General features: G+C 65.9%; 21 protein-coding genes and 1 other RNA gene. 21 read left to right on the forward strand and 1 reads right to left on the reverse strand.

Annotated elements, in window-relative coordinates; genetic code table 11:
* The first annotated feature begins 114 nt into the window (after positions 1-114).
* On the forward strand, positions 115-744 hold the full coding sequence (locus H3H37_RS04740) for a hypothetical protein (RefSeq protein ID WP_229218660.1): 630 nt from the start codon (positions 115-117) through the stop codon (positions 742-744).
* 61 nt (positions 745-805) lie between these two features.
* Here H3H37_RS04740 and H3H37_RS04745 read toward each other — a convergent pair whose 3' ends face one another.
* Positions 806-2512: a thiamine pyrophosphate-binding protein gene (locus H3H37_RS04745; RefSeq protein WP_182160493.1), complete on the reverse strand. Its 1707-nt coding sequence runs from the start codon at positions 2510-2512 to the stop codon at positions 806-808.
* A gap of 132 nt (positions 2513-2644) precedes the next feature.
* On the opposite strand from H3H37_RS04745, the gene rnpB reads away from it, so the two are divergent.
* From rnpB to H3H37_RS04845, 20 genes are all read left to right on the forward strand, one after another.
* Positions 2645-2978, forward strand: an RNA gene (gene rnpB, locus H3H37_RS04750) — RNase P RNA component class A.
* 87 nt (positions 2979-3065) lie between these two features.
* The gene (gene glpK / locus H3H37_RS04755; protein WP_182160494.1) at positions 3066-4556 is read left to right on the forward strand and encodes a glycerol kinase GlpK; all 1491 of its coding nucleotides are present in this window, start codon (positions 3066-3068) and stop codon (positions 4554-4556) included.
* Positions 4557-5269: 713 nt separating this feature from the next.
* Entirely contained in the window at positions 5270-5698 is a 429-nt protein-coding gene (mraZ, locus tag H3H37_RS04760) for a division/cell wall cluster transcriptional repressor MraZ (RefSeq protein WP_182160495.1), read from the forward strand.
* A 9-nt stretch (positions 5699-5707) separates the two neighbouring features.
* A complete protein-coding gene (gene rsmH / locus H3H37_RS04765; RefSeq protein WP_182160496.1) occupies positions 5708-6673 on the forward strand; it encodes a 16S rRNA (cytosine(1402)-N(4))-methyltransferase RsmH in 966 nt (321 codons plus the stop codon).
* A complete protein-coding gene (ftsL, locus tag H3H37_RS04770) occupies positions 6670-6945 on the forward strand; it encodes a cell division protein FtsL (RefSeq protein ID WP_182160497.1) in 276 nt (91 codons plus the stop codon). The genes rsmH and ftsL overlap by 4 nt, the downstream gene beginning before the upstream one ends.
* Complete coding sequence (locus tag H3H37_RS04775; RefSeq protein ID WP_182160498.1) at positions 6942-8717, forward strand: peptidoglycan D,D-transpeptidase FtsI family protein; 1776 nt, start codon at positions 6942-6944, stop codon at positions 8715-8717. Before ftsL ends, H3H37_RS04775 begins: the two co-directional genes overlap by 4 nt.
* Positions 8714-10264 (forward strand): UDP-N-acetylmuramoyl-L-alanyl-D-glutamate--2,6-diaminopimelate ligase, encoded by a 1551-nt coding sequence (locus H3H37_RS04780; RefSeq protein WP_182160499.1) that lies wholly within the window; start codon positions 8714-8716, stop codon positions 10262-10264. The genes H3H37_RS04775 and H3H37_RS04780 overlap by 4 nt, the downstream gene beginning before the upstream one ends.
* Positions 10264-11649 carry a UDP-N-acetylmuramoyl-tripeptide--D-alanyl-D-alanine ligase gene (locus tag H3H37_RS04785; protein WP_182160500.1) on the forward strand — a complete coding sequence of 462 codons (1386 nt, stop codon included), beginning with the start codon at positions 10264-10266 and terminating at the stop codon, positions 11647-11649. The genes H3H37_RS04780 and H3H37_RS04785 overlap by 1 nt, the downstream gene beginning before the upstream one ends.
* A gap of 2 nt (positions 11650-11651) precedes the next feature.
* The gene (gene mraY, locus H3H37_RS04790; RefSeq protein WP_182160501.1) at positions 11652-12821 is read left to right on the forward strand and encodes a phospho-N-acetylmuramoyl-pentapeptide-transferase; all 1170 of its coding nucleotides are present in this window, start codon (positions 11652-11654) and stop codon (positions 12819-12821) included.
* Positions 12821-14335, forward strand: a complete 1515-nt coding sequence (gene murD / locus H3H37_RS04795) for a UDP-N-acetylmuramoyl-L-alanine--D-glutamate ligase (protein WP_182160502.1) — start codon at positions 12821-12823, stop codon at positions 14333-14335. Before mraY ends, murD begins: the two co-directional genes overlap by 1 nt.
* The gene (ftsW, locus tag H3H37_RS04800; RefSeq protein ID WP_182160503.1) at positions 14335-15555 is read left to right on the forward strand and encodes a putative lipid II flippase FtsW; all 1221 of its coding nucleotides are present in this window, start codon (positions 14335-14337) and stop codon (positions 15553-15555) included. The genes murD and ftsW overlap by 1 nt, the downstream gene beginning before the upstream one ends.
* Complete coding sequence (murG, locus tag H3H37_RS04805) at positions 15552-16619, forward strand: undecaprenyldiphospho-muramoylpentapeptide beta-N-acetylglucosaminyltransferase (RefSeq protein WP_229218661.1); 1068 nt, start codon at positions 15552-15554, stop codon at positions 16617-16619. Before ftsW ends, murG begins: the two co-directional genes overlap by 4 nt.
* The gene (murC, locus tag H3H37_RS04810) at positions 16616-18007 is read left to right on the forward strand and encodes a UDP-N-acetylmuramate--L-alanine ligase (RefSeq protein WP_182160504.1); all 1392 of its coding nucleotides are present in this window, start codon (positions 16616-16618) and stop codon (positions 18005-18007) included. The genes murG and murC overlap by 4 nt, the downstream gene beginning before the upstream one ends.
* 11 nt (positions 18008-18018) lie before the next feature.
* Positions 18019-18987, forward strand: coding sequence for a D-alanine--D-alanine ligase (locus tag H3H37_RS04815; protein ID WP_182160505.1), 969 nt, complete (start codon positions 18019-18021; stop codon positions 18985-18987).
* Positions 18988-18991: 4 nt separating this feature from the next.
* The gene (locus H3H37_RS04820; RefSeq protein WP_182160506.1) at positions 18992-19831 is read left to right on the forward strand and encodes a cell division protein FtsQ/DivIB; all 840 of its coding nucleotides are present in this window, start codon (positions 18992-18994) and stop codon (positions 19829-19831) included.
* Between the two features lie 9 nt (positions 19832-19840).
* The gene (ftsA, locus tag H3H37_RS04825; protein ID WP_173593949.1) at positions 19841-21073 is read left to right on the forward strand and encodes a cell division protein FtsA; all 1233 of its coding nucleotides are present in this window, start codon (positions 19841-19843) and stop codon (positions 21071-21073) included.
* A gap of 191 nt (positions 21074-21264) precedes the next feature.
* Entirely contained in the window at positions 21265-22482 is a 1218-nt protein-coding gene (gene ftsZ, locus H3H37_RS04830) for a cell division protein FtsZ (protein WP_182160507.1), read from the forward strand.
* Between the two features lie 164 nt (positions 22483-22646).
* Positions 22647-23150 (forward strand): peroxiredoxin, encoded by a 504-nt coding sequence (locus H3H37_RS04835; protein ID WP_182160508.1) that lies wholly within the window; start codon positions 22647-22649, stop codon positions 23148-23150.
* Positions 23151-23327: 177 nt separating this feature from the next.
* Positions 23328-23726: a hypothetical protein gene (locus H3H37_RS04840; protein ID WP_182160509.1), complete on the forward strand. Its 399-nt coding sequence runs from the start codon at positions 23328-23330 to the stop codon at positions 23724-23726.
* Positions 23723-23998 carry a type II toxin-antitoxin system RelE/ParE family toxin gene (locus H3H37_RS04845; RefSeq protein ID WP_182160510.1) on the forward strand — a complete coding sequence of 92 codons (276 nt, stop codon included), beginning with the start codon at positions 23723-23725 and terminating at the stop codon, positions 23996-23998. Before H3H37_RS04840 ends, H3H37_RS04845 begins: the two co-directional genes overlap by 4 nt.
* The last annotated feature ends 9 nt before the right edge of the window (positions 23999-24007 follow it).

Here is a 24007-nt window from a genome sequence, read left to right on the forward strand (position 1 = left end):
CATCGGCCGCGTTCGCGCGGCCGATGTGCGTTTACGGGCGGCTTTGCACCGTCCACCACCGCCGGCGTCCGCCAGGCGGTAAAATATTCCCTCCCTACCATTTCCGTTTCCGCCATGATGCCCACCCGTTCCGCCGGCCGCGCCGCGCTGGCCTGTCTGATCCTGCTCGCCTCGTGCGCCGCGCTGGCCGCGCCCAAGGTGGCGCGCCGGCCCGCCGCCACCTTGCCCCGTTTCGGCATGCTGGTGTTTTCCGACCTGTGTCTGCACCCGGACAGCGGCGAGTTCGGCGGCCAGCGCATCACGCTGCAGCGCTTCGCGGAAGTCGATACGGTGATTTATGAGTACACGGCCGGCGGCTTGAGCTGGCCCGTGGTGGCCAGCGATGTGAATATCGACCCGCGCGGGCGCCAGTTGTATTTCGTCGTCACGCCGCCGGGCGAGGATGAGCGCACCATCAGCGGCAAGCTGTCCGACGATGGCAATACGCTGCTGCTCGATGGCGCTTACTGCGACGATGGCGCGGTGCCGATGCGGCTGCAAAGGGTGGTCGATTTCGGCCGCAAGCCGGGCGCTTGCCGCGCCTGTCCGGCGCCGCGCAAGCCGGCCGCCGGGGACGCCGACGGCGGCCAGGCGCCGGCTGACGGCCACGGCGAGGACGACGCGCCGATGCTGAAGAATGAGGGCGGCAAGCGGCCTCCGCAGCGTCAGCCCGCTGCGGAGGCTTTGCCGGGTACGCAGGCCTGAAACCGGGGTCAGACCCCGATGAGGCCGGGGTCAGACCCCAAGGCCGCCCGACGAGGGAGCCTTACGTCTTTGCCGCGCGCTCAGCCAGCGCGTTGGCGCGGATGGTGGACAGGGTGGCGCCCGGCGTGATCAGGTCGCCGTCGTAGCGCAGCTCGATCACGGCCGGCAGCCGCTTGGCGCGCGCGTGTTCCAGTGCCCGCTCCAGCGCCGGCCCGAACTGGGCCGTCTCCGTCACCGTTTCGCCATGCGCGCCATAGGCCTTGGCCAGTGCCGCGAAGTCGGGGTTATGCAGTACCGTGCCCGACACCCGGCCCGGATAGGTCCGTTCCTGGTGCATGCGGATGGTGCCGAACATGCCATTGTTGAACACGAGGATGACCACGCCCGCCTTGTATTGCACGGCCGTCGCCAGCTCCTGGCCATTCATCATGTACTCGCCGTCGCCGGCGAAGGTGATCACGGTGCGTTCCGGCGCCACGATCTTGGCCGCCACGCCCGACGGCACGCTGTAGCCCATGGCGCCGCTGGTGGGCGCGAGCTGGGTGCGCATGCCGCCGTAGCGGTGGAAGCGGTGGGCCCAGGTGGCGTAGTTGCCGGCGCCATTGGTGATGATGGTGTCGGCCGGGGCGATGGCGCGGATCTGCTGCACTACCTGCCATAAATCCAGCGGCGCCTGGCCATCCTTGAAGATGGGCGGCTGCTGCTGGTAGGCCAGCAGCTCGGCCTTGGCCTCGGCCACGCTGGCGCGCCAGGCGCCGGCGTCCACCGGCGCCATCGCGGCCAGCATGGCGCACGCTTGCGGCATGCCGCTGTTGATCATCAGGGCGGCCTGGTAGACGCTGCCCAGTTCCTCGGCGTCGGCGTGGATGTGGATCAGCTTCTGTTTGGGCACGGGCGATTCCAGCAGGCTGTAGCCGCTGGTGGTCATCTCGCCCAGGCGCGGGCCGATGGCCAGGATCACGTCCGCCTCGCGCACGCGCGCGGCCAGCTTGGGGTTGATGCCGATGCCCACGTCGCCCACGTAGTTCGGGTGCGCGTTGTCGAGCAGGTCCTGGAAGCGGAACGCGCACGCCACCGGCAGCGCGTTGGCTTCGGCGAAGGCGCGCAGGTCGGCGCACGCTTGCGGATTCCAGCCGCCGCCGCCCAGCAGCACCAGCGGCCGTTTGGCGCCGGCCAGCAGGGTGCGCACATGGTCGATCTGGTCGGCCGACGGCGAGGCCTGCACCGGCTGGTAGCGGGCCGTGTCGGCCACGGCCGCCACGCTGGTCAGCATGTCCTCCGGCAGCGCCAGCACCACCGGGCCGGGGCGGCCGCTGGTGGCCACCTGGAAGGCGCGCGCCATATATTCAGGGATGCGGTCGGCGCGGTCGATCTGGGCCACCCACTTGGCCATCTGGCCGTACATGCGGCGGTAGTCGATTTCCTGGAACGCTTCGCGGTCGGTGAAGTCGTTGCCGACCTGGCCGATGAACAGGATCATGGGCGAGGAATCCTGGTAGGCCGTGTGCACGCCGATCGAGGCGTTGGTGGCGCCCGGCCCGCGGGTGACGAAGCAGATGCCGGGCTTGCCGGTCATCTTGCCGTAGGCGTCGGCCATGAAGGCGGCGCCGCCTTCCTGGCGGGCGATGATGAAGCGGATATCGGAGTCGTGCAGCGCGTCCAGGACGTCGAGATAGCTTTCACCGGGCACGCCGAAGGCGGTGTCGACACCGTGGATCTTCAGGGCGTCGACCAGGATCTGGCCGCCGGTGCGGGAGGGATGGGTCATGGTATAACCTTATCGTGGGGGCGAGCGGGATGGTCGCCGGCAGCCCCATTCTAAGACGCTGCGCGGGGCCCGGCTTTTCTAATGGCGACACCAAATTTCAGATTTGGCGGCCGGCGCGGTACAATATGCGTTGAAGCAAGCCAGACAGCCGCTGGCCGGTGCGTAATGCCCGGCGGGAGGAAGGTCCGGACTCCATAGAGCGGGGTGACGGTTAACGGCCGTCCGCCGAAAGTCCCTCGGGATATAAGGCGAGGAATAGGGCCACAGAGACGAGCGTATTAAGTTACGGTGAAACGCGGTAACCTCCACCTGGTGCAATTCCAAATAGGCACGCGATGATGTTGCTCGCGGAGCGTGCGGGTAGGAAGCTTGAGCGCCGGAGTAATTCGGCGCCTAGAGGAATGGCTGTCATAGCGCGGGTTCGCCCGCGCCGTAACAAAATCCGGCCTATCGGCTTGCTTCAACTAAATTCTGTTGTATTACTTTGCTTAACACGGCGGCCGCCCGCTGGTGCATGCGCAGGTCCGGAGCGGCGACGCCAGGGGATCTGCCGATGACACAATACATACTGGCCCTGGACCAGGGCACTACCAGCTCGCGCGCCATCCTGTTCGACCACCACGGTCGCATCTGCGCCAGCGCGGCCCAGGAATTCCCCCAGCACTATCCCCAGCCCGGCTGGGTCGAGCACGATCCCAATGAAATCTGGAACAGCCAGCTGACCGTGGCGCGCAAGGTGCTGCACGAGCTGCACGTGGACAGCGCCCACGTGCGCGCCATCGGCATCGCCAACCAGCGCGAGACCACCGTCGTCTGGGACCGCAAGTCGGGCGAGCCGATCGCGCCGGCCATCGTGTGGCAGGACCGCCGCACGGCCGACTACTGCGCCCAGCTGCGCGCCGACGGCAAGGCCAAGCTGGTGGCCGACGTCACGGGCCTGGAACTGGATGCCTATTTTTCCGCCACCAAGCTCAAATGGCTGCTCGACCACGTGCCCGGCGCGCGCGAGCGGGCCCGCCATGGCGCGCTGGCCTTCGGCACCATCGACAGCTGGCTGGTCTACAAGCTCACGGGCCGCCATGTGACGGACGTGAGCAATGCGGCCCGCACCATGCTGTTCAACATCCACCTGATGCGCTGGGACCAGGACATGCTGGACCTGTTCGACATTCCCGAGGAGATGCTGCCGCAGGTGGTATCGTCGAGCGAGGAGGTGGGCAGCACGCGCGACGGCCTGTTCGGCGGCGCCATCCCGGTGGCCGGCATCGCCGGCGACCAGCAGGCCGCCACCTTCGGCCAGGCCTGCCACCAGCCGGGCATGGTCAAGAACACCTACGGCACCGGCTGCTTCATGCTGATGCACGCGGGCCGTCACCCGGTGGTGTCGCACAACCGGCTGCTGTCCACGGTGGGCTGGCGCGTCGATGGCCGCACCGATTACCTGCTCGAAGGCAGCGTGTTCATGGGCGGGGCCACCGTGCAGTGGCTGCGTGACGGGCTCGGTATCATCCAACACTCGTCCGAGGTGGAGGCGCTGGCCGCCAGCGTGCCTGACAGCGGCGGCGTCTACATGGTGCCGGCCTTTGTCGGCCTCGGTGCACCGCACTGGGACCCGTACGCGCGCGGCACCATCGTCGGCCTCACGCGCGGCAGCCACAAGGGCCACATCGCGCGCGCGGCGCTGGAGGCGATCGCGTTCCAGAGCGCCGAACTGCTGGCGGCCATGCAGAAGGACGCGGCCATCCCGCTGACGGAGCTGCGGGCCGACGGTGGCGCGGCCCGCAACGATTTGCTGATGCAGTTCCAGGCCGACCTGCTGGGCGTGCCCGTGGTGCGGCCGCAGGTGACGGAAACGACGGCGCTGGGCGCGGCCTACCTGGCCGGCCTGGCCGTGGGCTTCTGGGACACGCAGGAAGAAATCACGGCCCAGTGGCAGTGCGAGCGCCGCTTCCTGCCGCAGATGGGCGCCGACCAGCGCGCCACGCTGCTGGCCCAGTGGGCGCGCGCCGTCGAACGTTCGCGCAGCTGGGAAACGCCGGCCTGAGGCCGTCCCCGCCCCCGCGCACGCAGGTGTGCGCGGGGGTGCTTGGCTGATTCCGTATAATAGCGGCGGTGGTGTGGACTGCGCCGCATGTCTCTTGGCTCGTCAGGCAATGTTGTCTATACAAGCTGGCGATTCGCATGCGGCTGTCCACTGAAAAATTGGGCAACAAATAGGCAACAAACCGTGGTCTTGATTGTGCAGTGTTGAAAGTCTCCATATCCGCGAAATGCGCGCCAGGCGCGCCAGGCTGGTCATTCTCTACAAAAATCACACTTTTTCCTCCCGGCTTGCGGCCATCCCGCCCCGCTGTTCGGCCTGTTGCCGGATCGCTACTGTGATGTTGGCGATTGGCAACTGTATGCAATTAATTTAATTATTTTCATCCAACATTTACTGCCCTCCAGCACAGCGAAAAGCGCGCGCATAGATGAGGTAGCACATTCACAATCTTCTATAAGTATTTAATTTCTCAATATATTTTTGCGCGAGACGGCTTCAAGGAAGTACGCTAAGTCCTTAATTTCATTAATAAAATCCCTGTTTCGGTTGGGCGAAAGCGCTTGACCACCCATCTTCCATCCTCTAAAGTGGGCATCTGTGTGAAAAAGTGTCTTTTTGTGGGATTTTTCTCCTGACTTAGCGGCGGGGGAGGAGGCGACAAAAGATGGCGTTTTCCACTCCGCTAACCAATCAGAGGTCTAAAGGTAACTCCCGTGTTTCAAGGCGCGTCCGCAATCAGTCTCGATGCCAAAGGCAGGATGTCCATCCCTGCCAAGCACCGTGACGCGCTGGCCATCCAGTGCGAAGGCCGACTCACGCTGACCAAACACCCGGACGGCTGCCTGCTGTTCTTCCCCCGCCCTGTGTGGGAAAGCCACCGCGAACAGATCGCCGCCTGGCCCATGTCGGCCCGGGCCTGGCAACGCATCTTCCTCGGCAACGCCTGCGACGTCGAACTCGACAGCGCCGGCCGCGTGCTGATTTCGCCCGAACTGCGCAACGCCGTCGGGCTGTCGCGCGAGATCATGATGATCGGCATGGGCAGCCACTTTGAAATCTGGGATGCCGCCAAACTGGCGGAAAAAGAGCAGCAGGCGATCGAAGCCGGCACTCCCGATGTCCTTGCCAACTTCTCCTTCTAAGGCCCCGCGATGACGACAACGGCGGTGCCGGAATTTCAGCATCGTACGGTGCTGCTAGACGAAGCGGTCGACGCGCTGGCCCTGGCCGGCGCGCGCGCCGGCGGCGTGTATGTGGACGGCACCTTCGGGCGCGGTGGCCACAGCCGCCTGATCCTGTCGCGCCTGGGGCCGGACGCGCGCCTGATCGCCTTCGACAAGGACCCGCAAGCCATCGCCACCGCCGAACAGGTGGCCGATCCGCGCTTCACCATCGTGCATGACAGCTTCGCCACCATGCGCGCCGCCCTCACGGAACGGGGCGTGGACCAGGTGGACGGCATCCTGCTCGACCTGGGCATCTCCTCGCCGCAGGTGGACGACGCGGCGCGCGGCTTCAGTTTCCGCAACGATGGCCCGCTCGATATGCGCATGGACACCACGCGCGGCATGTCGGCGGCCGAGTGGCTCGCCACAGAATCCGAACAGACACTGGAAAAGGTGATCAGAGAATATGGGGAAGAACGGTTTGCTTTTCAGATTGCAAAGGCGATTGTTGCTCGCCGGGCAGTCGAGCCAATTTCAAGCACACGACAGCTTGCCGGCATCGTGGCAGGCGCGGTCAAGACTCGGGAAAAGGGCAAGGATCCGGCCACCCGTACCTTTCAGGCTATCCGGATTTTCATCAATAAAGAGCTTGAAGACCTCGAGGCCGGACTAGAGCAAGCGTTCGACTGCCTGGCGCCGGGCGGCATCCTGGCCATCATCAGCTTCCACTCGCTGGAAGACCGCATGGTCAAGCGCTTCTTCGCGGCCAAGGCCAACGTGCCGCAGCCGGACCGCCGGCTGCCGATCCGCGCCGTGGACCTGCCGCAGCCGCTGCTCAAGCTGATCTCCAAGATCAAGCCGTCCGACGCCGAAGTGGACGCCAACCCGCGCGCCCGTTCCGCCGTGATGCGCGTGGCGCGCCGCCTGCCGCTGCCGGAGGGGGCGCCATGAGCGGCAAGATCAACCTGGTGCTGACGGCATTGCTGGTCGCTTGCGGCCTGTCGCTCGTTAACGCCCAATACCAGGCGCGCCACCTGTTCATCGAACTGGAACGCAGCCAGTCGCAGGCGCGCCAGCTCGACATCGAATGGGCGCAGCTGCAGCTGGACCAGTCCACGCTGGGCAAGCACGCCCGCATCGAGCAGATCGCGCGCGGTGACCTGAACATGGTGCCGCTGACGGCCACCCGTACCCAGTACCTGTCGCCGGAAGAGGGCAAATGAAGCGCGCCTCCAACGCCAGCGTCTCGCGGGTAGCGGCCTCCAAGGGTGTGCCGTTCTCGAAAAATCCCGTGCTGGCCGTGCGCCTGCCCGTGTGGCGCTCGCGCGTGGTGCTGTTCGTGCTGTTCTCTGCGTTCGCGCTGCTGGCCGGCCGCGCCGCCTGGCTGCAGGGCCTGTCGACCCAGTTCCTGCAAAAGCAGGGTGAGATCCGCTACGCGCGCACGCTGGACCTGCCGGCCACGCGCGGCAAGATCACCGACCGCGACGGCCAGGTGCTGGCTTCGTCGATCCCCGTCAAGGCCATCTGGGCCATCCCGGACGACGTGCAGGAAGCGCCGCCGGAAAAACTCAAGGCGCTGGCCAAGCTGTTGGAGATGAGCGACGCCGAGCTGCAGAAGAAACTCGATTCCGACCGTGGCTTCGTCTACCTGAAACGCCAGGTGGAGCAGGACGTGGCCGACCAGATCACCAAGCTCGGTATCGAGGGTATTCAGACCCGCAAGGAATACAAGCGCTTCTACCCGCAGGGTGAAGTGGCCACCCACGTGGTGGGCTTCACCAACGTGGAGGACGTGGGCCAGGAGAGCATGGAACTGGCGCAGCAGAAAACGCTGATGGGCGTGCCGGGCAGCCGGCGCGTGATCAAGGACCGCCTCGGCCACATCGTCGAGGACATCGAATCGATCCGCGAGCCGCACGACGGCAAGGACCTGACGCTGTCGATCGACAGCAAGATCCAGTACATCGCCTTCACCCAGCTCAAGGACGCGGTGGAGAAGTTCAAGGCCAAGGCCGGCGCCGCCGTGGTGCTGGACGTGCACACGGGCGAAGTGCTGGCGCTGGCCAACTGGCCGTCCTACAACCCCAACGACCGCACCGCGCTGACGGGCGAGCAGTTGCGCAACCGCGTGATGACGGACACCTTCGAACCCGGTTCCTCGCTCAAGCCGTTCACGGTGGGCCTGGCGCTCGACACCAAGCGCGTCAAGCCGCTCACGCTGATCGACACCGGGCCCGGCTACTACGCCATCGGCGACAAGGTGGTGCACGACACCCACCCGCACGGCGTGATCACGGTGCAGCAGGTGATCCAGAAGTCGTCCAATATTGGCACCTCGAAAATGGCGCTGCAGATGCCGCCCCAGGAGATGTGGGAGATGTTCACCAAGGTGGGCCTGGGCCAGCAGCCCAAGTGGGGCTTCCCCGGCGCCGTGGCCGGCCGCGTGCGTCCGTACAAATCGTGGCGCCCGATCGAGCAGGCCAACATGAGCTTCGGCCAGGGTATTTCCGTGTCGCTGATCCAGCTGGCGCGCGCCTACATGATCTACGCCCGCGACGGCGACATCATCCCGCTGTCGTTCCAGAAGGTGACCGAGCCGCCCGTGGGCACGCGCGTGGTGAGCGCGCAGACGGCGGCCGAGATGCGCGACATGCTGGAGATGGTGACGCAGCCGGGCGGCACGGCGGAGAAGGCCCAGGTGCCAGGCTACCGCACGGGCGGCAAGACCGGCACCGCGCAAAAGGTCATCAACGGCCGCTACTCGCAGAGCAAATACATCGGCAACTTCGTCGGCATGGCGCCCATGTCCAGCCCCCGTTTCGTGATCGCCGTGATGATCGACGAACCGGGTGGCGCGGTGCACGTGGGCGGCGACGTGGCCGGCCCGGTGTTCTCCACGCTGGCGGCCAACGTGCTGCGCGCGAAGAACATCACGCCCGACGCCAACGTGACCCATATCATCATTCCTGAGAATTCCGAACAGGGGAAAATGTGACGACTTCCAACTTCGACCCGTTGACTATCGCCGACGCGATCCGCAGGCTGGCGCCCACGGCGCAGCTGGCGTCCGACTCGCGCCGCATCAAGGTGGGCGATGTGTTCTTTGCTTATCCCGGCGACGCCGGCGATGGGCGCAACTATATTGAAACGGCCATCGAGGCCGGCGCCGCGCTGGTGGTGCTCGACCCGGCCGGCTTTACCTGGAATCCCGACTGGGCCGCGCCCTACATCACCGTCGAGCAGCTCAAGGCGCGCGCCGGCCTGATTGCGCATGCCTTCTACCGCCAGCCCGACAGCGCCATGTTCACCGTGGGCGTGACGGGCACCAACGGCAAGACCTCCAGCGCCGTGTGGCTGGGCCAGGCCCTGTCGCGCGGTGGCGAAACGGCCGCCGTGGTGGGCACGCTGGGCGTGGGCCTGTTCAAGGGCCGCGCCGAGGCGGAATTCGATGTCACTGGCTATACGACGCCGGATGCGGTGCTGCTGGCCCGCACGCTGGCCGAGGCGCGCGACGCCGGCGCCGCGTCGCTGGCGATCGAAGTGTCGTCCATCGGCCTGGAGCAGGGCCGCGTGGCCGGCATGCACTTCGACGTGGCTGTGTTCACCAACCTCACGCGCGACCACCTGGACTTCCACGGCGACATGGCGGCGTATGAAGCGGCCAAGACCAAACTGTTCGACTGGCCCGGCCTGAAGACGGCCGTGATCAACCTGGACGACCCGATGGGCTTGCGGCTGGTGGAGCATGTGCGGGGCAAGCTGTCCGGCGCCATCCCCGTGATCGGCTACACGCTGGCCGATGCGGCCACCGTGCCCGACCTGCCCGGCGTGATGATGCTGCGCGCCAGCCAGTTCCGCAGCAGCCGCACTGCTGGCACCGAATTCCACCTGGACTGCCCGCTGAGCGCGGCCCAGGTCAAGACCCAGCTGGTGGGCCACTTCAACATCAGCAACGCGCTCGGCGTGCTGGGCGCGCTGCTGGCCAAGGGCGTGGGCCTGCGCGCCGCGCTGGACGCCATCGAATCGCTGCGCCCGGCCCCCGGCCGCATGCAGCAGGTGGGCGGCCAGGATGCGCCGATGGTGGTGATCGACTACGCCCACACGCCCGATGCGCTGGAAAAAACGCTGCAAGCGCTGCGCCAGGTGGCGCAGGATCGCGGTGGCCAGTTGTGGTGCGTGTTCGGCTGCGGCGGCGACCGCGATCCGGGCAAGCGCCCGCAGATGGGCAAGATCGCCCAGGCGGCCGATCACGTGCTCGTCACCAGCGACAATCCGCGCAGCGAAGACCCGCACGCCATCATCGCCCAGATCGTGGCTGGCATGGACCAGCAGCATCCGTCGTCCACGCTGCAGACGGTGGAGGACCGCGCCGCCGCCATCCTGCTGGCCATCAAGCATGCGGCCAAGCCGGACGTGATCCTGCTGGCCGGTAAAGGCCATGAACCCTACCAGGAGATCAAGGGCAAGAAGCTGCCGTTCTCCGACGCCGACCACGCCCAGCTGGCCCTGTCGGCCCGCCTGACCATGATGAGGCCGAACTGATGCGCGCTACGCTGGCCCAGCTCGCGGGCGCCATTCCCGGCGCCACGCTCGTCAACGACGCCAACACGGCGTTCGACGGCGTTTCCACCGACAGCCGCAACGTGGCCGCCGGCGCGCTGTTCGTCGCCCTGCGCGGCGACGTGTTCGACGCCCACGACTTCCTGCCGCAAGTGGCGGCCAAGGGCGTGGCGGCCGTGGTGGCCGAGCGCCTGCCGGACGGCTGGACCCTGCCTGCCATCGTCGTGCCGGACACGCTGGTGGCGCTGGGCCGCATCGCCAACTACTGGCGCCGCCAGTTCAGCGTGCCCGTGATCGGGGTCACGGGCAGCAATGGCAAGACCACCGTCAAGGAAATGATCGCGGCCATCCTGGCCGAGGCCTGCGGCGGCGAGGACGCGCGCCTGGCCACGCGCGGCAACCTGAATAACGAAGTGGGCGTGCCGCTCACGCTGTTCCGCCTGGAGGCCGCGCACCGCGCCGCCGTGGTGGAACTGGGCATGAACCATCCGGGCGAGATTGCGCGCCTGAGCGCCATCGCCGAACCCACCGTCGCCATGGTCAACAACGCCCAGCGCGAACACCAGGAATTCATGCACACGGTGGAAGCCGTGGCGCGCGAGAACGGCGCCGTGCTGGCCGGTTTGGGCGACGACGGCGTGGCCGTGTTCCCACATGGCGACGAGTTCACGCCGATCTGGCAATCACTGGCCGGCCAGCGCCGCACCGTCACCTTCGGCCTGACGCCGCAGGCGGACGTCAGCTGCACCTACCGTGCCGGCGACTTCGGCAGCGAACTGACCATCACCATCGGCCATGACGCGGCCACCACGCCGTTCTTCGTGCGCCTGCAGGCGGCCGGGGAACACAATGTGCGCAACGCGCTGGCCGCCGCCGCCTGCGCCTACGCGGCCGGCATCTCGGCCACCGCCATCCGGCTCGGACTGGAGGCGTTCGCGCCCGTGGCCGGACGGCTGCAGAAGAAGACCGCCGCCAATGGCGCCGTCGTCATCGACGATACCTACAACGCCAATCCAGACTCGGTGCGCGCCGCCATCGACGTGCTGGCGAAAGCCGCCGCGCCGCGCATACTGGTGCTGGGCGACATGGGCGAAGTGGGCAGCAAGGGCCGCGAGTTTCACGAAGAAATCGGCGCTTACGCGCAGAGCAAGGGCATCGAACAGGTGCTCGCGACGGGCGAACTGGCGCGCCACATGCACGGTGCGTCCATCCGTCATTTTGAACAGTTCGGCGATCTGCTGGCGGCGCTCGACGCCGCCAACACGCCGGATGCAACCGTATTAATCAAGGGCTCCCGTTTCATGAAGATGGAACGGGTCGTGCAGCATTTGATTGGATCGCAACAAGCTAACAAGGAAAGTCACTAATCATGCTGCTTTGGCTCGCGCAATATTTTCAGCAGGACCTCGGACCTTTGCGGGTCTTTAACTTCATCACCTTCCGCGCCGTGTTCGCGACCATCACGGCGCTGGTGATCGGCCTGGGCGCTGGCCCGGCCGTGATCCGCAAGCTGACCGCCATGAAGTACGGCCAGGCCGTGCGCACGGACGGCCCGCAGACCCACCTGAAAAAACACGGCACGCCGACCATGGGCGGGGTGCTGATCCTGATCGCCATCGGCATCTCCACGCTGCTGTGGTGCGACCTGTCGAACCGTTTGATCTGGCCGGTGCTGGTGGTCACGCTGGGCTTCGGCGCCGTGGGCTGGGTGGACGACTACCGCAAGGTGGTGCGCCAGGACCCGGAGGGCATGCGCTCGGCCGAAAAATACTTCTGGCAGTCGCTGGTGGGCATCAGCGCCGCGCTGTACCTGGCGTTCTCCGTGTCCGCACCCAACGCGGGCAAGGTGTTCGAGCTGTTCTTCGCCTGGGTGCAGTCGGGCTTCTCGATGGACCTGCCGCCGAAGGCCGACCTGATCGTCCCGTTCTTCAAGACCATCAGCTATCCGCTGGGCGTGTGGGGCTTCATCGCGCTGACCTACTGCGTGATCGTCGGCACCAGCAACGCCGTCAACTTCACGGACGGCCTCGATGGCCTGGCCATCATGCCGACCATCATGGTGGGTGCGGCGCTGGGCCTGTTCGCCTACCTGACCGGTAGCGCCACCTATTCCAAATACCTGTTCATCCCGCACATTCCCGGCGCGGGCGAACTGATTATCTTCACCGGCGCGCTGACGGGCGCCGGCCTGGCCTTCCTTTGGTATAACACCCACCCCGCGCAAGTGTTCATGGGCGACGTGGGCGCGCTGGCGCTGGGCGGCGCGCTCGGCACGCTGGCCGTCATCGTGCGCCAGGAGATCGTGCTGTTCATCATGGGCGGCGTGTTCGTGGCCGAAACCGTGTCCGTCATCATCCAGGTGGGCTGGTTCAAGATCACCAAGAAGCGTTATGGCGTGGGCCGCCGCGTGTTCCTGATGGCGCCGCTGCACCACCACTTTGAACAAAAAGGCTGGAAAGAGACCCAGGTCGTCGTGCGGTTCTGGATTATCACGATGATGCTGGTCCTGGTCGGACTCACTACCCTGAAGCTGCGCTGATGAACTACGAAGGCAAAACCGCACTGGTACTGGGGCTGGGGGAATCCGGCCTGGCGATGGCGCTGTGGCTGGCCCGCGCCGGCGCGCGCGTGCGCGTGGCCGACACGCGCGAAGCGCCCGAGCGCCTGCCCGCGCTGCGCGCCGCCGTGGCAGACGTGGAATTCGTCGCCGGCCCGTTCGGCGCCGCGCTGCTCGACGGCGTGGACTTCGTGGCCGTCAGCCCCGGCCTGGCGCCCAACCGCGAGCTGGCCGAGATCGTGCCGGCCGCCGCCGAACGCGCCATCCCTGTCTGGGGCGAGATCGAACTGTTCGCCCAGGCCCTGAAAGCGCTCAAGGAAGAACGCGGTTACGCGCCCAAAGTCATCGCCATCACCGGCACCAACGGCAAGACCACCGTCACCAGCATGGTGGGCCAGTTGTGCGAACGCGCCGGCAACACGGTGCGCGTGGCCGGCAATATCAGCCCGGCCGCGCTGGACGTGCTGCGCGAAGTGCTGGACGCGCCTTCCGAAGAAAACCAGTTGCCGCAAGTGTGGGTACTTGAGTTATCAAGCTTCCAGCTGCACACCACTTACAGCCTGAACGCCGATGCCGCCACGGTGCTCAACGTGACCCAGGATCACCTGGACTGGCACGGCGACATGGCCGCCTACGCCGCCGACAAGCAGCGCATCTTCGGCGCCGACACCGTGCGCGTGCTGAACCGCGACGATGCGGTCGTGATGCGCATGCAGGACCCGACTGGCGAGAACATCACTTTCGGCACCGACACGCCGCAGCACGCCGACTGCCTCGGCCTGCACAACGAGCGCGGCATCTACTGGCTGGCCTCGGCCGACCCGGGCGAGGAAGTGGAACGCAAGAAGCGCCGCAAGAACGACCCGGCCCCCGAGCCGGTCGAATGCGTGCTCAAGAAACTGATGCCGGTCGACGCGCTGCAAGTGCGCGGCCAGCACAACGCCGCCAACGCGCTGGCCGCGCTGGCCCTGTGCCGCGCCATCGGCCTGCCGCTGGCGCCGCTGCTGCACGGCCTGCGCGAATACCGTGGCCAGCCGCACCGCGTGGAGCTGGTGGCGGCCATCAATGAAGTTGAATACTACGACGACAGCAAGGGCACCAACGTGGGCGCCACCGTGGCGGCGTTGATCGGCCTGGGCAAGAGCTTCACGGGCGAGAACCAGCGCCTGGTGCTGATCGCCGGCGGCGACGGCAAGGGCCAGGACTTCGCCCCGCTGGCCGATCCGGTGTCGCGCTACGTGCGCGCCGTGCTGCTGATCGGTCGCGACGCGCCGGCCATCCGCGCCGCGCTGGACGAAACGGGCGTGGTTCTGGAGGATTGCGCCGACCTGCCACAAGCCGTCAAGCGCGCCTGCGCGCTGGCGCAAGCCGGCGACGCCGTGCTGCTGTCGCCCGCCTGCGCCAGCCTGGACATGTTCAAGAACTACGCGCACCGCGCGCAGGTGTTCATCGACACCGTGCGTGACATCGCGCTGGACGCGGGACAGGAGATCTGATGGCCTTCCAGCTGCCATTCCGCTTCAACGCACCACCGGCCTCCATGCCGGTGGGCAGTCGCGCGCGGCAGTCCAAGATGATGGAATACGACCAGCCGCTGGTGTGGGTCACGCTGCTGCTGATGCTGCTGGGGATGGTGATGGTGTATTCGGCCTCGATCTCGCTGCCCGATTCGCCCAAGTTCGCCAACTATGTGCGCTGGCAGAACACCTACTTCCTCACGCGCCAGGCGCTGTTCATCGCGGTGTCGCTGGTCGCAGGCCTGTTCGTGTTCCGCATCCGCATCGCTGACCTGCAGAAGGCCGCGCCCTACCTGTTCATCGGCACGCTGGTGCTGCTGGTGCTGGTGCTGATTCCCGGCCTGGGCGTGGTGGTCAACGGCGGGCGCCGCTGGCTCTCGCTCAAGGTGATCAACCTGCAGCCGTCGGAGCTGATGAAGGTGGTGGCCGTGCTGTATGCGGCCGACTACACGGTGCGCAAGCAGGAATACATGCACAAGCTGACCAAGGGCTTCATGCCGATGGCGGCGGCGGTCGGATTCGTCGGCCTGTTGCTGCTGCTGGAGCCGGACCTGGGCGCGTTCGGCGTGATCGTCTGCATCGCCATGGGCATCCTGTTCCTGGGCGGGATCAACGCGATCTGGTTCGGCGGCATCGGCGCCGTGCTGGTGACGATCTTCATTTCCATCATCGCGCTGTCCAAGTTCCGGCGCGAGCGCTATTTCGCCTACCTCAACCCGTGGCAGGAAGACAATGCGCTGAACAAGGCTTACCAGCTGACGCACTCGCTGATCGCCTTCGGGCGCGGCGAGATCTTCGGCGTGGGCCTGGGGGGCAGCGTGGAAAAGCTGCACTACCTGCCCGAAGCGCACACCGACTTCCTGTTGGCCGTGATCGGCGAGGAACTGGGGCTGGCCGGGGTGCTGGTGGTGATCGCAATGTTCTACTGGATCGTCAAGCGCTCCTTCGACATCGGCCGCCAGGCCATCGCCATCGACCAGACCTTCGCCGGCCTCACGGCCAAGGGCATCGGCATCTGGATCGGGGTGCAGACGTTTATCAATATGGGTGTCAACCTTGGCCTGCTGCCGACCAAGGGCTTGACCCTGCCGCTGATGAGCTATGGCGGCACGGGGGTGGTGATTAACTGCGTCGGGCTCGCGATCCTGCTCCGGATCGACTACGAGAACCGGGTCCTGATGCGTGGTGGCAGATTATGAAACGATTGATGATCATGGCGGCCGGCACCGGCGGCCACATTTTCCCCGGCCTGGCGATTGCGCAGACCATGCGCGCGCGCGGCTGGGAAGTGAGCTGGCTGGGTACGGCCCACGGCATGGAACAGGACATCGTGCCGAAACACGGCATCGCGATGGATGCGATCGACTTTTCCGGCATGCGCGGCAAGGGCCTCAAGCACACCGTGGCGGGCGCGTTCAAGATGCTGGCCGGTTTCGCGGCCTGCTTCGGCTACATCGGCAAGCGCAAGCCGGACGTGGTGCTGGGCATGGGCGGCTACGTGACCGTCCCCGGCGGCATGATGTCGCGCCTGCGCGGCGTGCCGCTGGTGCTGGTGAACGCCGACGCGGCCCTACTGCTGTCGAACAAGACCCTGACGCCGCTGGCGCAGCGCGTGTGCTTCGGCTTCCCGGCCGAATTTGGCCGCGCCGCCGGCAAGGCCGTCGTCACCGGCAACCCGGTGCGCAAGGAGATCCTCGACATGGCCGGCCCCGAGCAGCGCTTCGCCGGCCGCGAAGGCCCGCTGCGCATCCTGGTGGTGGGCGGCAGCCTGGGCGCCAAGGCGCTGAACGACAACCTGCCGGCCGCGCTGGCGCTGATCCCGGCCGCGCTGCGCCCGCAGGTGACGCACCAGTCGGGCAAGAAGAACATCGATGCGCTGCGCGCCGCGTACGCGCAGGCCGGCGTGGAGGCCAACGTGGTCGACTTCATCGACGACATGGCGCACGCCTACACCCAGGCCGACCTGGTGATCTGCCGCGCCGGCGCCATCACCGTGTCGGAACTGACGGCGGCCGGTGTGGCCAGCGTGCTGGTGCCCCTGGTGGCATCGACCACCAGCCACCAGCGCGACAACGCCAAATGGATGGCCAAGCAGAACGCGGCCATCCACATGCCGCAGACGGAAATGAATCCGCAAAGCCTGGCGACTTTGCTGGAAACGCTGACCCGCAACGCCTGCCAGACCATGGCCATGGCGGCGAAGAAGGCCGGCAAGCGCGACGCCAACGACGCGATCGCACAAGTATTGGAACAACTCTCATGAAACACAAAGTACAGAATATTCACTTCGTCGGCATCGGCGGGAGCGGCATGAGCGGCATCGCCGAAGTGCTGCTCACGCTCGGCTACACCGTCACCGGCTCGGACCTGGGCAGCAACGCCGTCACGCAGCGCCTGGCGTCGCTGGGCGCTACCGTCCACCAGGGCCACGCGGCGGAAAACATCGGCAACGCCGACGCCGTCGTCACCTCCACCGCCGTCCAGCAGGACAACCCGGAAGTGGTGGCCGCCCGCGCCCGCAAGATCCCCATCGTGCCGCGCGCCGTCATGCTTGGTGAACTGATGCGCCTCAAGCGCGGCATCGCTATCGCCGGCACCCACGGCAAGACCACAACGACCAGCCTGGTGGCGTCCGTGCTGGCGCAGGGCGGGCTCGATCCCACCTTCGTCATCGGCGGCCGCCTGACCAGCGCTGGCGCCAACGCCAAGCTGGGCACGGGCGACTACCTGGTGGCCGAGGCGGACGAATCGGACGCCTCGTTCCTGAACCTGACCCCCATGATCGAAGTCATCACCAACATCGATGCCGATCACATGGAAACCTACGAGCACGATTTCGAAAAGCTCAAGCAGGCCTTCGTCCACTTCACGCACCGCCTGCCGTTCTATGGCCGCGCCATGCTGTGCATCGACGATCCGCACGTGCGCGCCATCATCCCGCACGTGACCAAGCCGGTGACCACCTACGGCTTCCACCCGGACGCCGAAGTGCGCGCCGTGAACGCGCGCGCCGTGGGCGTGGAAATGCACTTCACGGTGCTGCAGGAAGGCTATCCCGACCTGGACGTGGTGCTCAACCAGCCCGGCATGCACAACGTGCAGAACGCCTGCTCGGCCGTGGCCATCGCGCGCGAGATCGGCATCGCCGACAAGGACACCCAGGCCGGCCTGGCCGGCTTTGCCGGCGTGGGCCGCCGCTTCACCCGCTATGGCGACATCGCCATCCCCGGCGGCGGCACCTTTGCGCTGGTGGACGACTTCGGCCACCACCCGGTGGAAACGGAAGTGACGCTGGCTGCCGCGCGCGCCGCGTTCCCGGGCCGCCGCCTGGTGCTGGCGTTCCAGCCGCACCGCTACACCCGCACCCGCGACCTGTTCGAGGACTTCGTGAAGGTGCTGGGCAGCGTGGACGTGCTGCTGCTGGCAGAAGTGTACGCGGCCGGCGAGGCGCCCATCGTGGCCGCCGACGGCCGCGCGCTGGCCCACGCGTTGCGCGCGCGCGGCAAGACGGAACCGATTTTTGTGGAGGCGATCGGCGACATGCCGGAAACCATCATGGGCGTGGTGCGCGACGGCGACGTCGTCATCACCATGGGCGCAGGCTCGATCAGCGGCGTCCCTGCCAAACTGACTAACTATCCGAAGGTCTGAACGTGAATCAAATGACTGCAACTGAGGCTAAGGCGCTGGGCAAGGTCGGCGTGCTGTTCGGCGGCCGCTCCGCCGAGCGCGACGTGTCCATCATGTCCGGCACTGGCGTGCTGCAGGCCCTGCAAAGCCAGGGCGTGGACGCCCACGCCTTCGACCCGGGCCAGCGCTCGCTGGCCGAGCTGGCGGCCGAGCAATTCGACCGCGTGTTCATCGCGCTGCACGGCCGCTACGGCGAAGACGGCAGCATGCAGGGCGCGCTGGAACAACTGGGCATTCCGTACACGGGCAGCGGCGTGATGGCCTGCGCCGTGGGCATGGACAAGATCTACACCAAGATCGTGTGGCTGATGCACGGCCTGCCGACGCCGAAATACGCGGTGCTGGACGCGAACTCGGACCTGGATAAAGTGGCGGCCGAGCTGGGCCTGCCGCTGATCGTCAAGCCTCCGCACGAAGGCTCGACCATCGGCATCACGAAAGTGGTGGCCGCCGACGCCTTCAAGGCCGCCTACGACACGGCCGCCGCGCTGGACGATTCCGTGCTGGCCGAGGAATTCGTCACCGGCCGTGAATTCACGGTTGCCGTGCTGGGGCAGGGCGCTAGCGCCCGCGCGCTGCCGATCGTGGAGATCGTGGCGCCGGAAGGCAATTACGACTACCAGAACAAGTACTTCACGGACGACACCAAGTACTACTGCCCGGCCGTGCTGGACGAGGCGACGACGGCCGAGATGCAGCGCATCGCGGTGGAAGCCTACCGCGCGCTTGGTTGCGAGGGCTGGGGCCGGGTCGACGTGCTGCTGCGCGAGCGTGACAACAAGCCGTTCCTGCTGGAGGTGAACACCTCGCCCGGCATGACCACCCATTCGCTGGTGCCGATGGCGGCGCGCGCGACCGGCATCAGCTATGAGCAGCTGTGCGTGGAAATCCTGCGCTCGGCGCGCCTGAAGATGGCCGCGCCGGCCACGGGCAAGGAGTAAGCGCATGTGGCAAGACGCTAAAGCCTTGAATGCTACCGCCAACGGCATCTTCGCCCTGGCGCTGCTGGCATGCCTGGCCGCCGGCGTCTGGTGGCTGGCGCAGCGGCCCATGTTCAACCTGCGCACGATCCGCGTGGAGAGCCTGGCGGCGGACGGCGAACTGCGCCACGTGAGCCAGCTTACGCTGCGCAACAACGCGCTGGGCCGCATCAAGGGCAACTTCTTCACCACCAACCTGGACACCGTGCGCCAGGCGTTCGAGTCGGTGCCCTGGGTGCGGCGCGCCACCGTGCGCCGCGAATGGCCGGACCAGCTGATCGTGGCGCTGGAGGAGCATGAGGCGCTGGGCACCTGGGGTGCCGATGGCCGCCTGCTGTCGACCAAGGGTGACGTGTTCACGGCCAACCTGGCCGAGGCCGAGGAAGACCACGCGCTGCCCGAGTTCGACGGGCCGGAAGGCAGCGAGAAGGAAGTGCTGTCGCGCTTCGAGGAATTGCGCCAGTGGTTCGCGCCGCTCAAGCTGGTGCCGGAAGCGCTGTCGCTGTCGGGCCGCTATGCGTGGACCGTGAAGCTTGATAACGGCATGAGCGTGGCGCTGGGGCGTGAGCAGACCGCCACCACGCTGAAGGAAAGGGTGGACCGGTTGCTGGGCATTTATCCGCAGCTGGTCAGCCATTTGCAGAATATCGAGACCATCGACATGCGGTACCAGAACGGCCTGGCGCTGAGCGCGGCCGACCTGAAGATACCGGCCGAAGGCGCCAGACCGAAGGCGCGACCGGCAGTAATGAAGCAGGGCACACAGACCAACAATTTAAAGCCAATCAGCAAGCACATACAGTAGGCGAGAGAAATGACTAAAGATGCGAAAAACCTGATCGTCGGCCTCGACATCGGCACCTCGAAAGTGGTGGCGGTGGTGGCCGAGGTGATGTCCGACGGACGCCACGAAGTGATCGGGCTGGGCCAGCACGAATCGAAGGGATTGAAGAAGGGCGTCGTGGTCAACATCGAGGCCACCGTGGAATCCATCCAGCGCGCGCTGGAGGAGGCCGAGCTGATGGCCGACTGCAAGATCCGCAACGTCTACGCCGGCATCGCGGGCAGCCATATCCGCAGCTTCAATTCCAGCGGCATGGTGGCCATCAAGGACAAGGAAGTGACGGCCACCGACGTGGCGCGCGTGATCGAGACGGCCAAGGCCGTCAACATCCCCACCGACCAGCAGCTGCTGCACACGGTGCCGCAGGAATTCATCGTCGACAGCCAGGAGGACGTGCGCGAGCCGATCGGCATGAGCGGCATCCGTCTGGAAGTGAAGGTGCACATCGTGACCGGCGCCGTGTCGGCCGTGCAGAACATCGTCAAGTGCGTGCGCCGCTGCGGGCTGGAAGTGTCGGACCTGATCCTGCAGCCGATGGCCTCGGCCGACGCCGTGCTTACCCCGGACGAGAAGGAGCTGGGCGTGGTCTTGATCGACATCGGCGGCGGCACCACCGACGTGGCGGTGTTCTCGGACGGCGCGATCCGCCACACGGCCGTGATCCCGATCGCCGGCGACCAGATCACCAACGACATCGCGATGGCGCTGCGCACGCCGACTTCGGAGGCGGAGGAAATCAAGATCCGCTACGGCGTGGCCAAGCAGGTGCTGGCCGATCCGGGCGAATCGCTGGAAGTGCCGGGCCTGGGCGACCGTGGTCCGCGCAACCTGTCGCGCCAGGCGCTGGCGGCCGTGATCGAGCCGCGCGTGGAAGAGCTGTTCGCGATGGTGCACCAGGTGGTGCGCGAATCCGGTTACGAAGGCGTGCTGTCGTCGGGCATCGTGCTGACGGGCGGCACCTCCATCATGCCGGGCATGGTGGAGATGGCGGAAGACATCTTCCTCAAGCCGGCCCGCCTCGGCACGCCCGACTACCGCGGCCAGTTGGCCGACGTGGTGCGCAGCCCGCGCTACGCGACGGTACTGGGCCTGCTGCTGGAAGCGAAAAAGCAGTACCTGCGCGGCCACATCGTGACCCGCCAGGATGGTTCTGTGAAGGCGGTGTGGCAGCGTATGAAGGAATGGTTCCTCGGTAATTTCTAAGCAGTGCAGGTCAAGTGGTAAAGGTCAGCAGTAAATTCGGTTGGTGCAGTGTGGTTTGTGGTTTTTAGTACGGCGATTCCAATACATTTAGCTAAACAATTTATATAATTCAACCGCAGTTTTCAATCTCCAGTTCTCCTAAAAGATATGAGGCCTGGCGCTTGGAAACCGCATACTGATAGGAGCACATCATGGAGTTTGATATGGTCGATAACGCAGCTTTGGGAACCGTCATCAAGGTCGTCGGCGTCGGCGGAGCAGGTGGCAATGCAGTTCAACACATGATCAACAAGGGCATGTCGGGCGTCGAGTTCATCGCCGCCAACACCGATGCCCAGGCCCTGTCGACCTCCAAGGCCGACAACATCATCCAGATCGGCGAGACCGGTCTGGGCGCGGGCATGAAGCCTGACGTCGGCCGCAAGCTGGCCGAGGAATCGCGCCAGCGCATCGAGGACTCGCTGCGCGGCGCGCACATGGTGTTCATCGCCGCCGGCATGGGCGGCGGCACCGGCACTGGCGCCGCACCGATCGTGGCCGAAGTGGCCAAGCAACTGGGCGCGCTGACCGTGGCCGTGGTGTCCAAGCCGTTCTCGCACGAAGGCCAGAAGTGCATGGACATCGCCGACGAGGGCCTGGAGCAGCTGTCGGCCAACGTCGACTCGCTGATCGTGATCCTGAACGAGAAGCTGGAAGAGATCTACGAAGACGAATCGCTGATCGAATGGCTGCAGCACGCCGACGATGTGCTCAACAACGCGGTGGCCGGCATCGCCGAGATCATCAACGTGCCGGGCCACATCAACGTCGACTTCAACGACGTCAAGACCATCATGGGCGAGCAGGGCAAGGCCATGATGGGTACGGCCACCGCCTCCGGCGTGGACCGCGCCCGCATCGCGGCCGAGCAGGCCGTCGCCTCGCCGCTGCTCGATGGCGTGGACCTGTCCGGCGCGCGCGGCGTGCTGGTGAACGTGACGGCCAGCCGTGGCCTGAAGGGTAAGGAGATCAAGGAAGTGATGGCCGCCGTGCGCGCCTTCGCCGCACCGGACGCCTCCATCGCCCAGGGTATCGCCTACGACGACGACATGGGCGACAACATCCGCGTGACCGTGGTGGCCACCGGCCTGGGCAAGGCCAAGAAGCACGTGCAGCTGGTGCCGCAGCAGATGCTGCGCACGGGCACCCACAACAGCCCGCTGATGCCATCGGCCTCGCTGGGCGGTGGCGCGGCTGCCACTTCCGTGTCCGTGGGCGCGGCAGGCGGCCTGGGCAACGCTGCTTACGACGGCATGAAGGCGCCGGCGGTATGGCGCCGCGAAACGGCGTCCGAGCAGGTGCAGGCGCTGCAGAAGAACGGCATGGAAACCTACGACATCCCGGCCTTCCTGCGCAAGCAGGCTGACTAAGATGCGCGGCGGCGCCCGGCCCGCAGGCTTGAAAGCGGGGCGGGCGCCGTTTTGGCGTCTTCCAGCAGAATCATCGCGCTTCAGGCATACTGCACGTTCTATGCCGGGGCATACCGCGCCGAGGCGCGGTTTTTTTATTCAAATTCAGAACAGAGGAGTCAAACATGACCATCAAGATCGGCGATACCCTGCCAGAAGGCAGCCTGTCGGAATACATCGAAACCGAAACGGAAGGTTGCGCACTGGGCCCCAACACGTTCAACGTGCAAGACCTGGTCAAGGGCAAGAAGATCGCCATCTTCGGCCTGCCAGGCGCCTACACCCCGACCTGCTCGGCACAGCACGTGCCTGGCTACGTCAAGCACGCGGCCGAACTGAAGGCCAAGGGTGTCGATGAAATCTGGTGCATCTCCGTCAACGACGCGTTCGTGATGGGCGCCTGGGGCCGCGACCAGAAAGCGACCGGCATCGTGCGCATGATGGCCGACGGCAACGCCGCCTACAGCAAGGCGCTGGGCCTGGACGCCGACTTCAGCAAGTTCGGCATGGGCACGCGCTCGCAGCGCTACTCGATGCTGGTCGAGAATGGCGTCGTCAAGCAGCTCAACGTGGAGCAGGGCGGCAAGTTCGAAGTGTCGAACGCGGAAACGCTGCTGGGCCAGCTGTAATTCCGGCTGCACCACTTGCAAGACAAAACGGCGCCGCGGCGCCGTTTTGTTTTGGTGGCATCATCCCCGGGCGCGTCTTTGATTTGATGATGGGCAAAGCCGATTTGGGCGTTGCGGCGGGTGTGATGGGACAGGCGTATGATCTAGCCTTATCCATTGTCTTTGTGCTTAGAGAAGATGAGTCAATTCCTGACACCTGATGAATTGCGCGTGCGCGTGCTTGCCGATCTGACGGCTGCGGTGACGCTGCGCGCGCAAGGCGCGAGTTTTCAGGTCTGGATCGAAACGGCCGATGGCATCTACATGCTGGCGGATGCCGGCGGCGATGTGCAGCGCTTTGTTGATCCGCGCGATGCATTATCATTGTTGCGTGGAACTGGCATCGAGCAAGTGCGCGTGGAATACGCAGCCTGGGTGCCGGAGGCGGCCGAGGCCGAGTGTACTTACGATTCCTGGTTACAGGATAAGGTGGAAACCGCGTTGGCTGGCTTGCGCGACGGTTCCAATCCTACCTTTTCGAAGGAGGAGTGGGACAAGATCAAGGCAGAAAGAATGTCCCGGCTCGCCGCATCATGAAGCGGGTCATCCGGACCGCTACCTATCTAAGCGATCTGGATGACATCTGGCGTTTCGTCGCCCGCGATAGTCCGCAAGCGGCAACCAATCTTTGGGCGCGTATTGACGCGCAAGTCGATCGTCTTGCAGATCCGAACTTCCCCCGCCGCCGTGGCCGCGTCAAGGGAACGGTCGAGTTGATCGCGCATCGCAACTACATCGTGATCCTGCTTGAGGACGCTGACGCCGTGATTGCGTTGAACGTCGTTCACGCGAAAAAGCGTTATCCGTGAAAACGCGCC

Origin of the sequence: Rugamonas brunnea, from assembly GCF_014042345.1 — a bacterium.
GTDB classification, from domain to species: Bacteria; Pseudomonadota; Gammaproteobacteria; order Burkholderiales; family Burkholderiaceae_D; genus Rugamonas; species Rugamonas brunnea.

Bases quoted from the DNA above. Each gene is read 5' to 3' on its own strand.
- mraY (WP_182160501.1), top strand. From the start codon at position 11,652: ATGCTGCTTTGGCTCGCGCAATATTTTCAGCAGGACCTCGGACCTTTG.
- H3H37_RS04740 (WP_229218660.1), top strand. From the start codon at position 115: ATGATGCCCACCCGTTCCGCCGGCCGCGCCGCGCTGGCCTGTCTGATC.
- ftsZ (WP_182160507.1), top strand. From the start codon at position 21,265: ATGGAGTTTGATATGGTCGATAACGCAGCTTTGGGAACCGTCATCAAG.
- H3H37_RS04820 (WP_182160506.1), top strand. From the start codon at position 18,992: ATGTGGCAAGACGCTAAAGCCTTGAATGCTACCGCCAACGGCATCTTC.
- H3H37_RS04745 (WP_182160493.1), bottom strand. From the start codon at position 2,512: ATGACCCATCCCTCCCGCACCGGCGGCCAGATCCTGGTCGACGCCCTG.
- H3H37_RS04840 (WP_182160509.1), top strand. From the start codon at position 23,328: ATGAGTCAATTCCTGACACCTGATGAATTGCGCGTGCGCGTGCTTGCC.
- murC (WP_182160504.1), top strand. From the start codon at position 16,616: ATGAAACACAAAGTACAGAATATTCACTTCGTCGGCATCGGCGGGAGC.
- ftsW (WP_182160503.1), top strand. From the start codon at position 14,335: ATGGCCTTCCAGCTGCCATTCCGCTTCAACGCACCACCGGCCTCCATG.
- H3H37_RS04775 (WP_182160498.1), top strand. From the start codon at position 6,942: ATGAAGCGCGCCTCCAACGCCAGCGTCTCGCGGGTAGCGGCCTCCAAG.
- murD (WP_182160502.1), top strand. From the start codon at position 12,821: ATGAACTACGAAGGCAAAACCGCACTGGTACTGGGGCTGGGGGAATCC.
- H3H37_RS04845 (WP_182160510.1), top strand. From the start codon at position 23,723: ATGAAGCGGGTCATCCGGACCGCTACCTATCTAAGCGATCTGGATGAC.
- murG (WP_229218661.1), top strand. From the start codon at position 15,552: ATGAAACGATTGATGATCATGGCGGCCGGCACCGGCGGCCACATTTTC.
- H3H37_RS04835 (WP_182160508.1), top strand. From the start codon at position 22,647: ATGACCATCAAGATCGGCGATACCCTGCCAGAAGGCAGCCTGTCGGAA.
- rsmH (WP_182160496.1), top strand. From the start codon at position 5,708: ATGACGACAACGGCGGTGCCGGAATTTCAGCATCGTACGGTGCTGCTA.
- glpK (WP_182160494.1), top strand. From the start codon at position 3,066: ATGACACAATACATACTGGCCCTGGACCAGGGCACTACCAGCTCGCGC.
- H3H37_RS04815 (WP_182160505.1), top strand. From the start codon at position 18,019: ATGACTGCAACTGAGGCTAAGGCGCTGGGCAAGGTCGGCGTGCTGTTC.
- ftsL (WP_182160497.1), top strand. From the start codon at position 6,670: ATGAGCGGCAAGATCAACCTGGTGCTGACGGCATTGCTGGTCGCTTGC.
- H3H37_RS04785 (WP_182160500.1), top strand. From the start codon at position 10,264: ATGCGCGCTACGCTGGCCCAGCTCGCGGGCGCCATTCCCGGCGCCACG.
- ftsA (WP_173593949.1), top strand. From the start codon at position 19,841: ATGACTAAAGATGCGAAAAACCTGATCGTCGGCCTCGACATCGGCACC.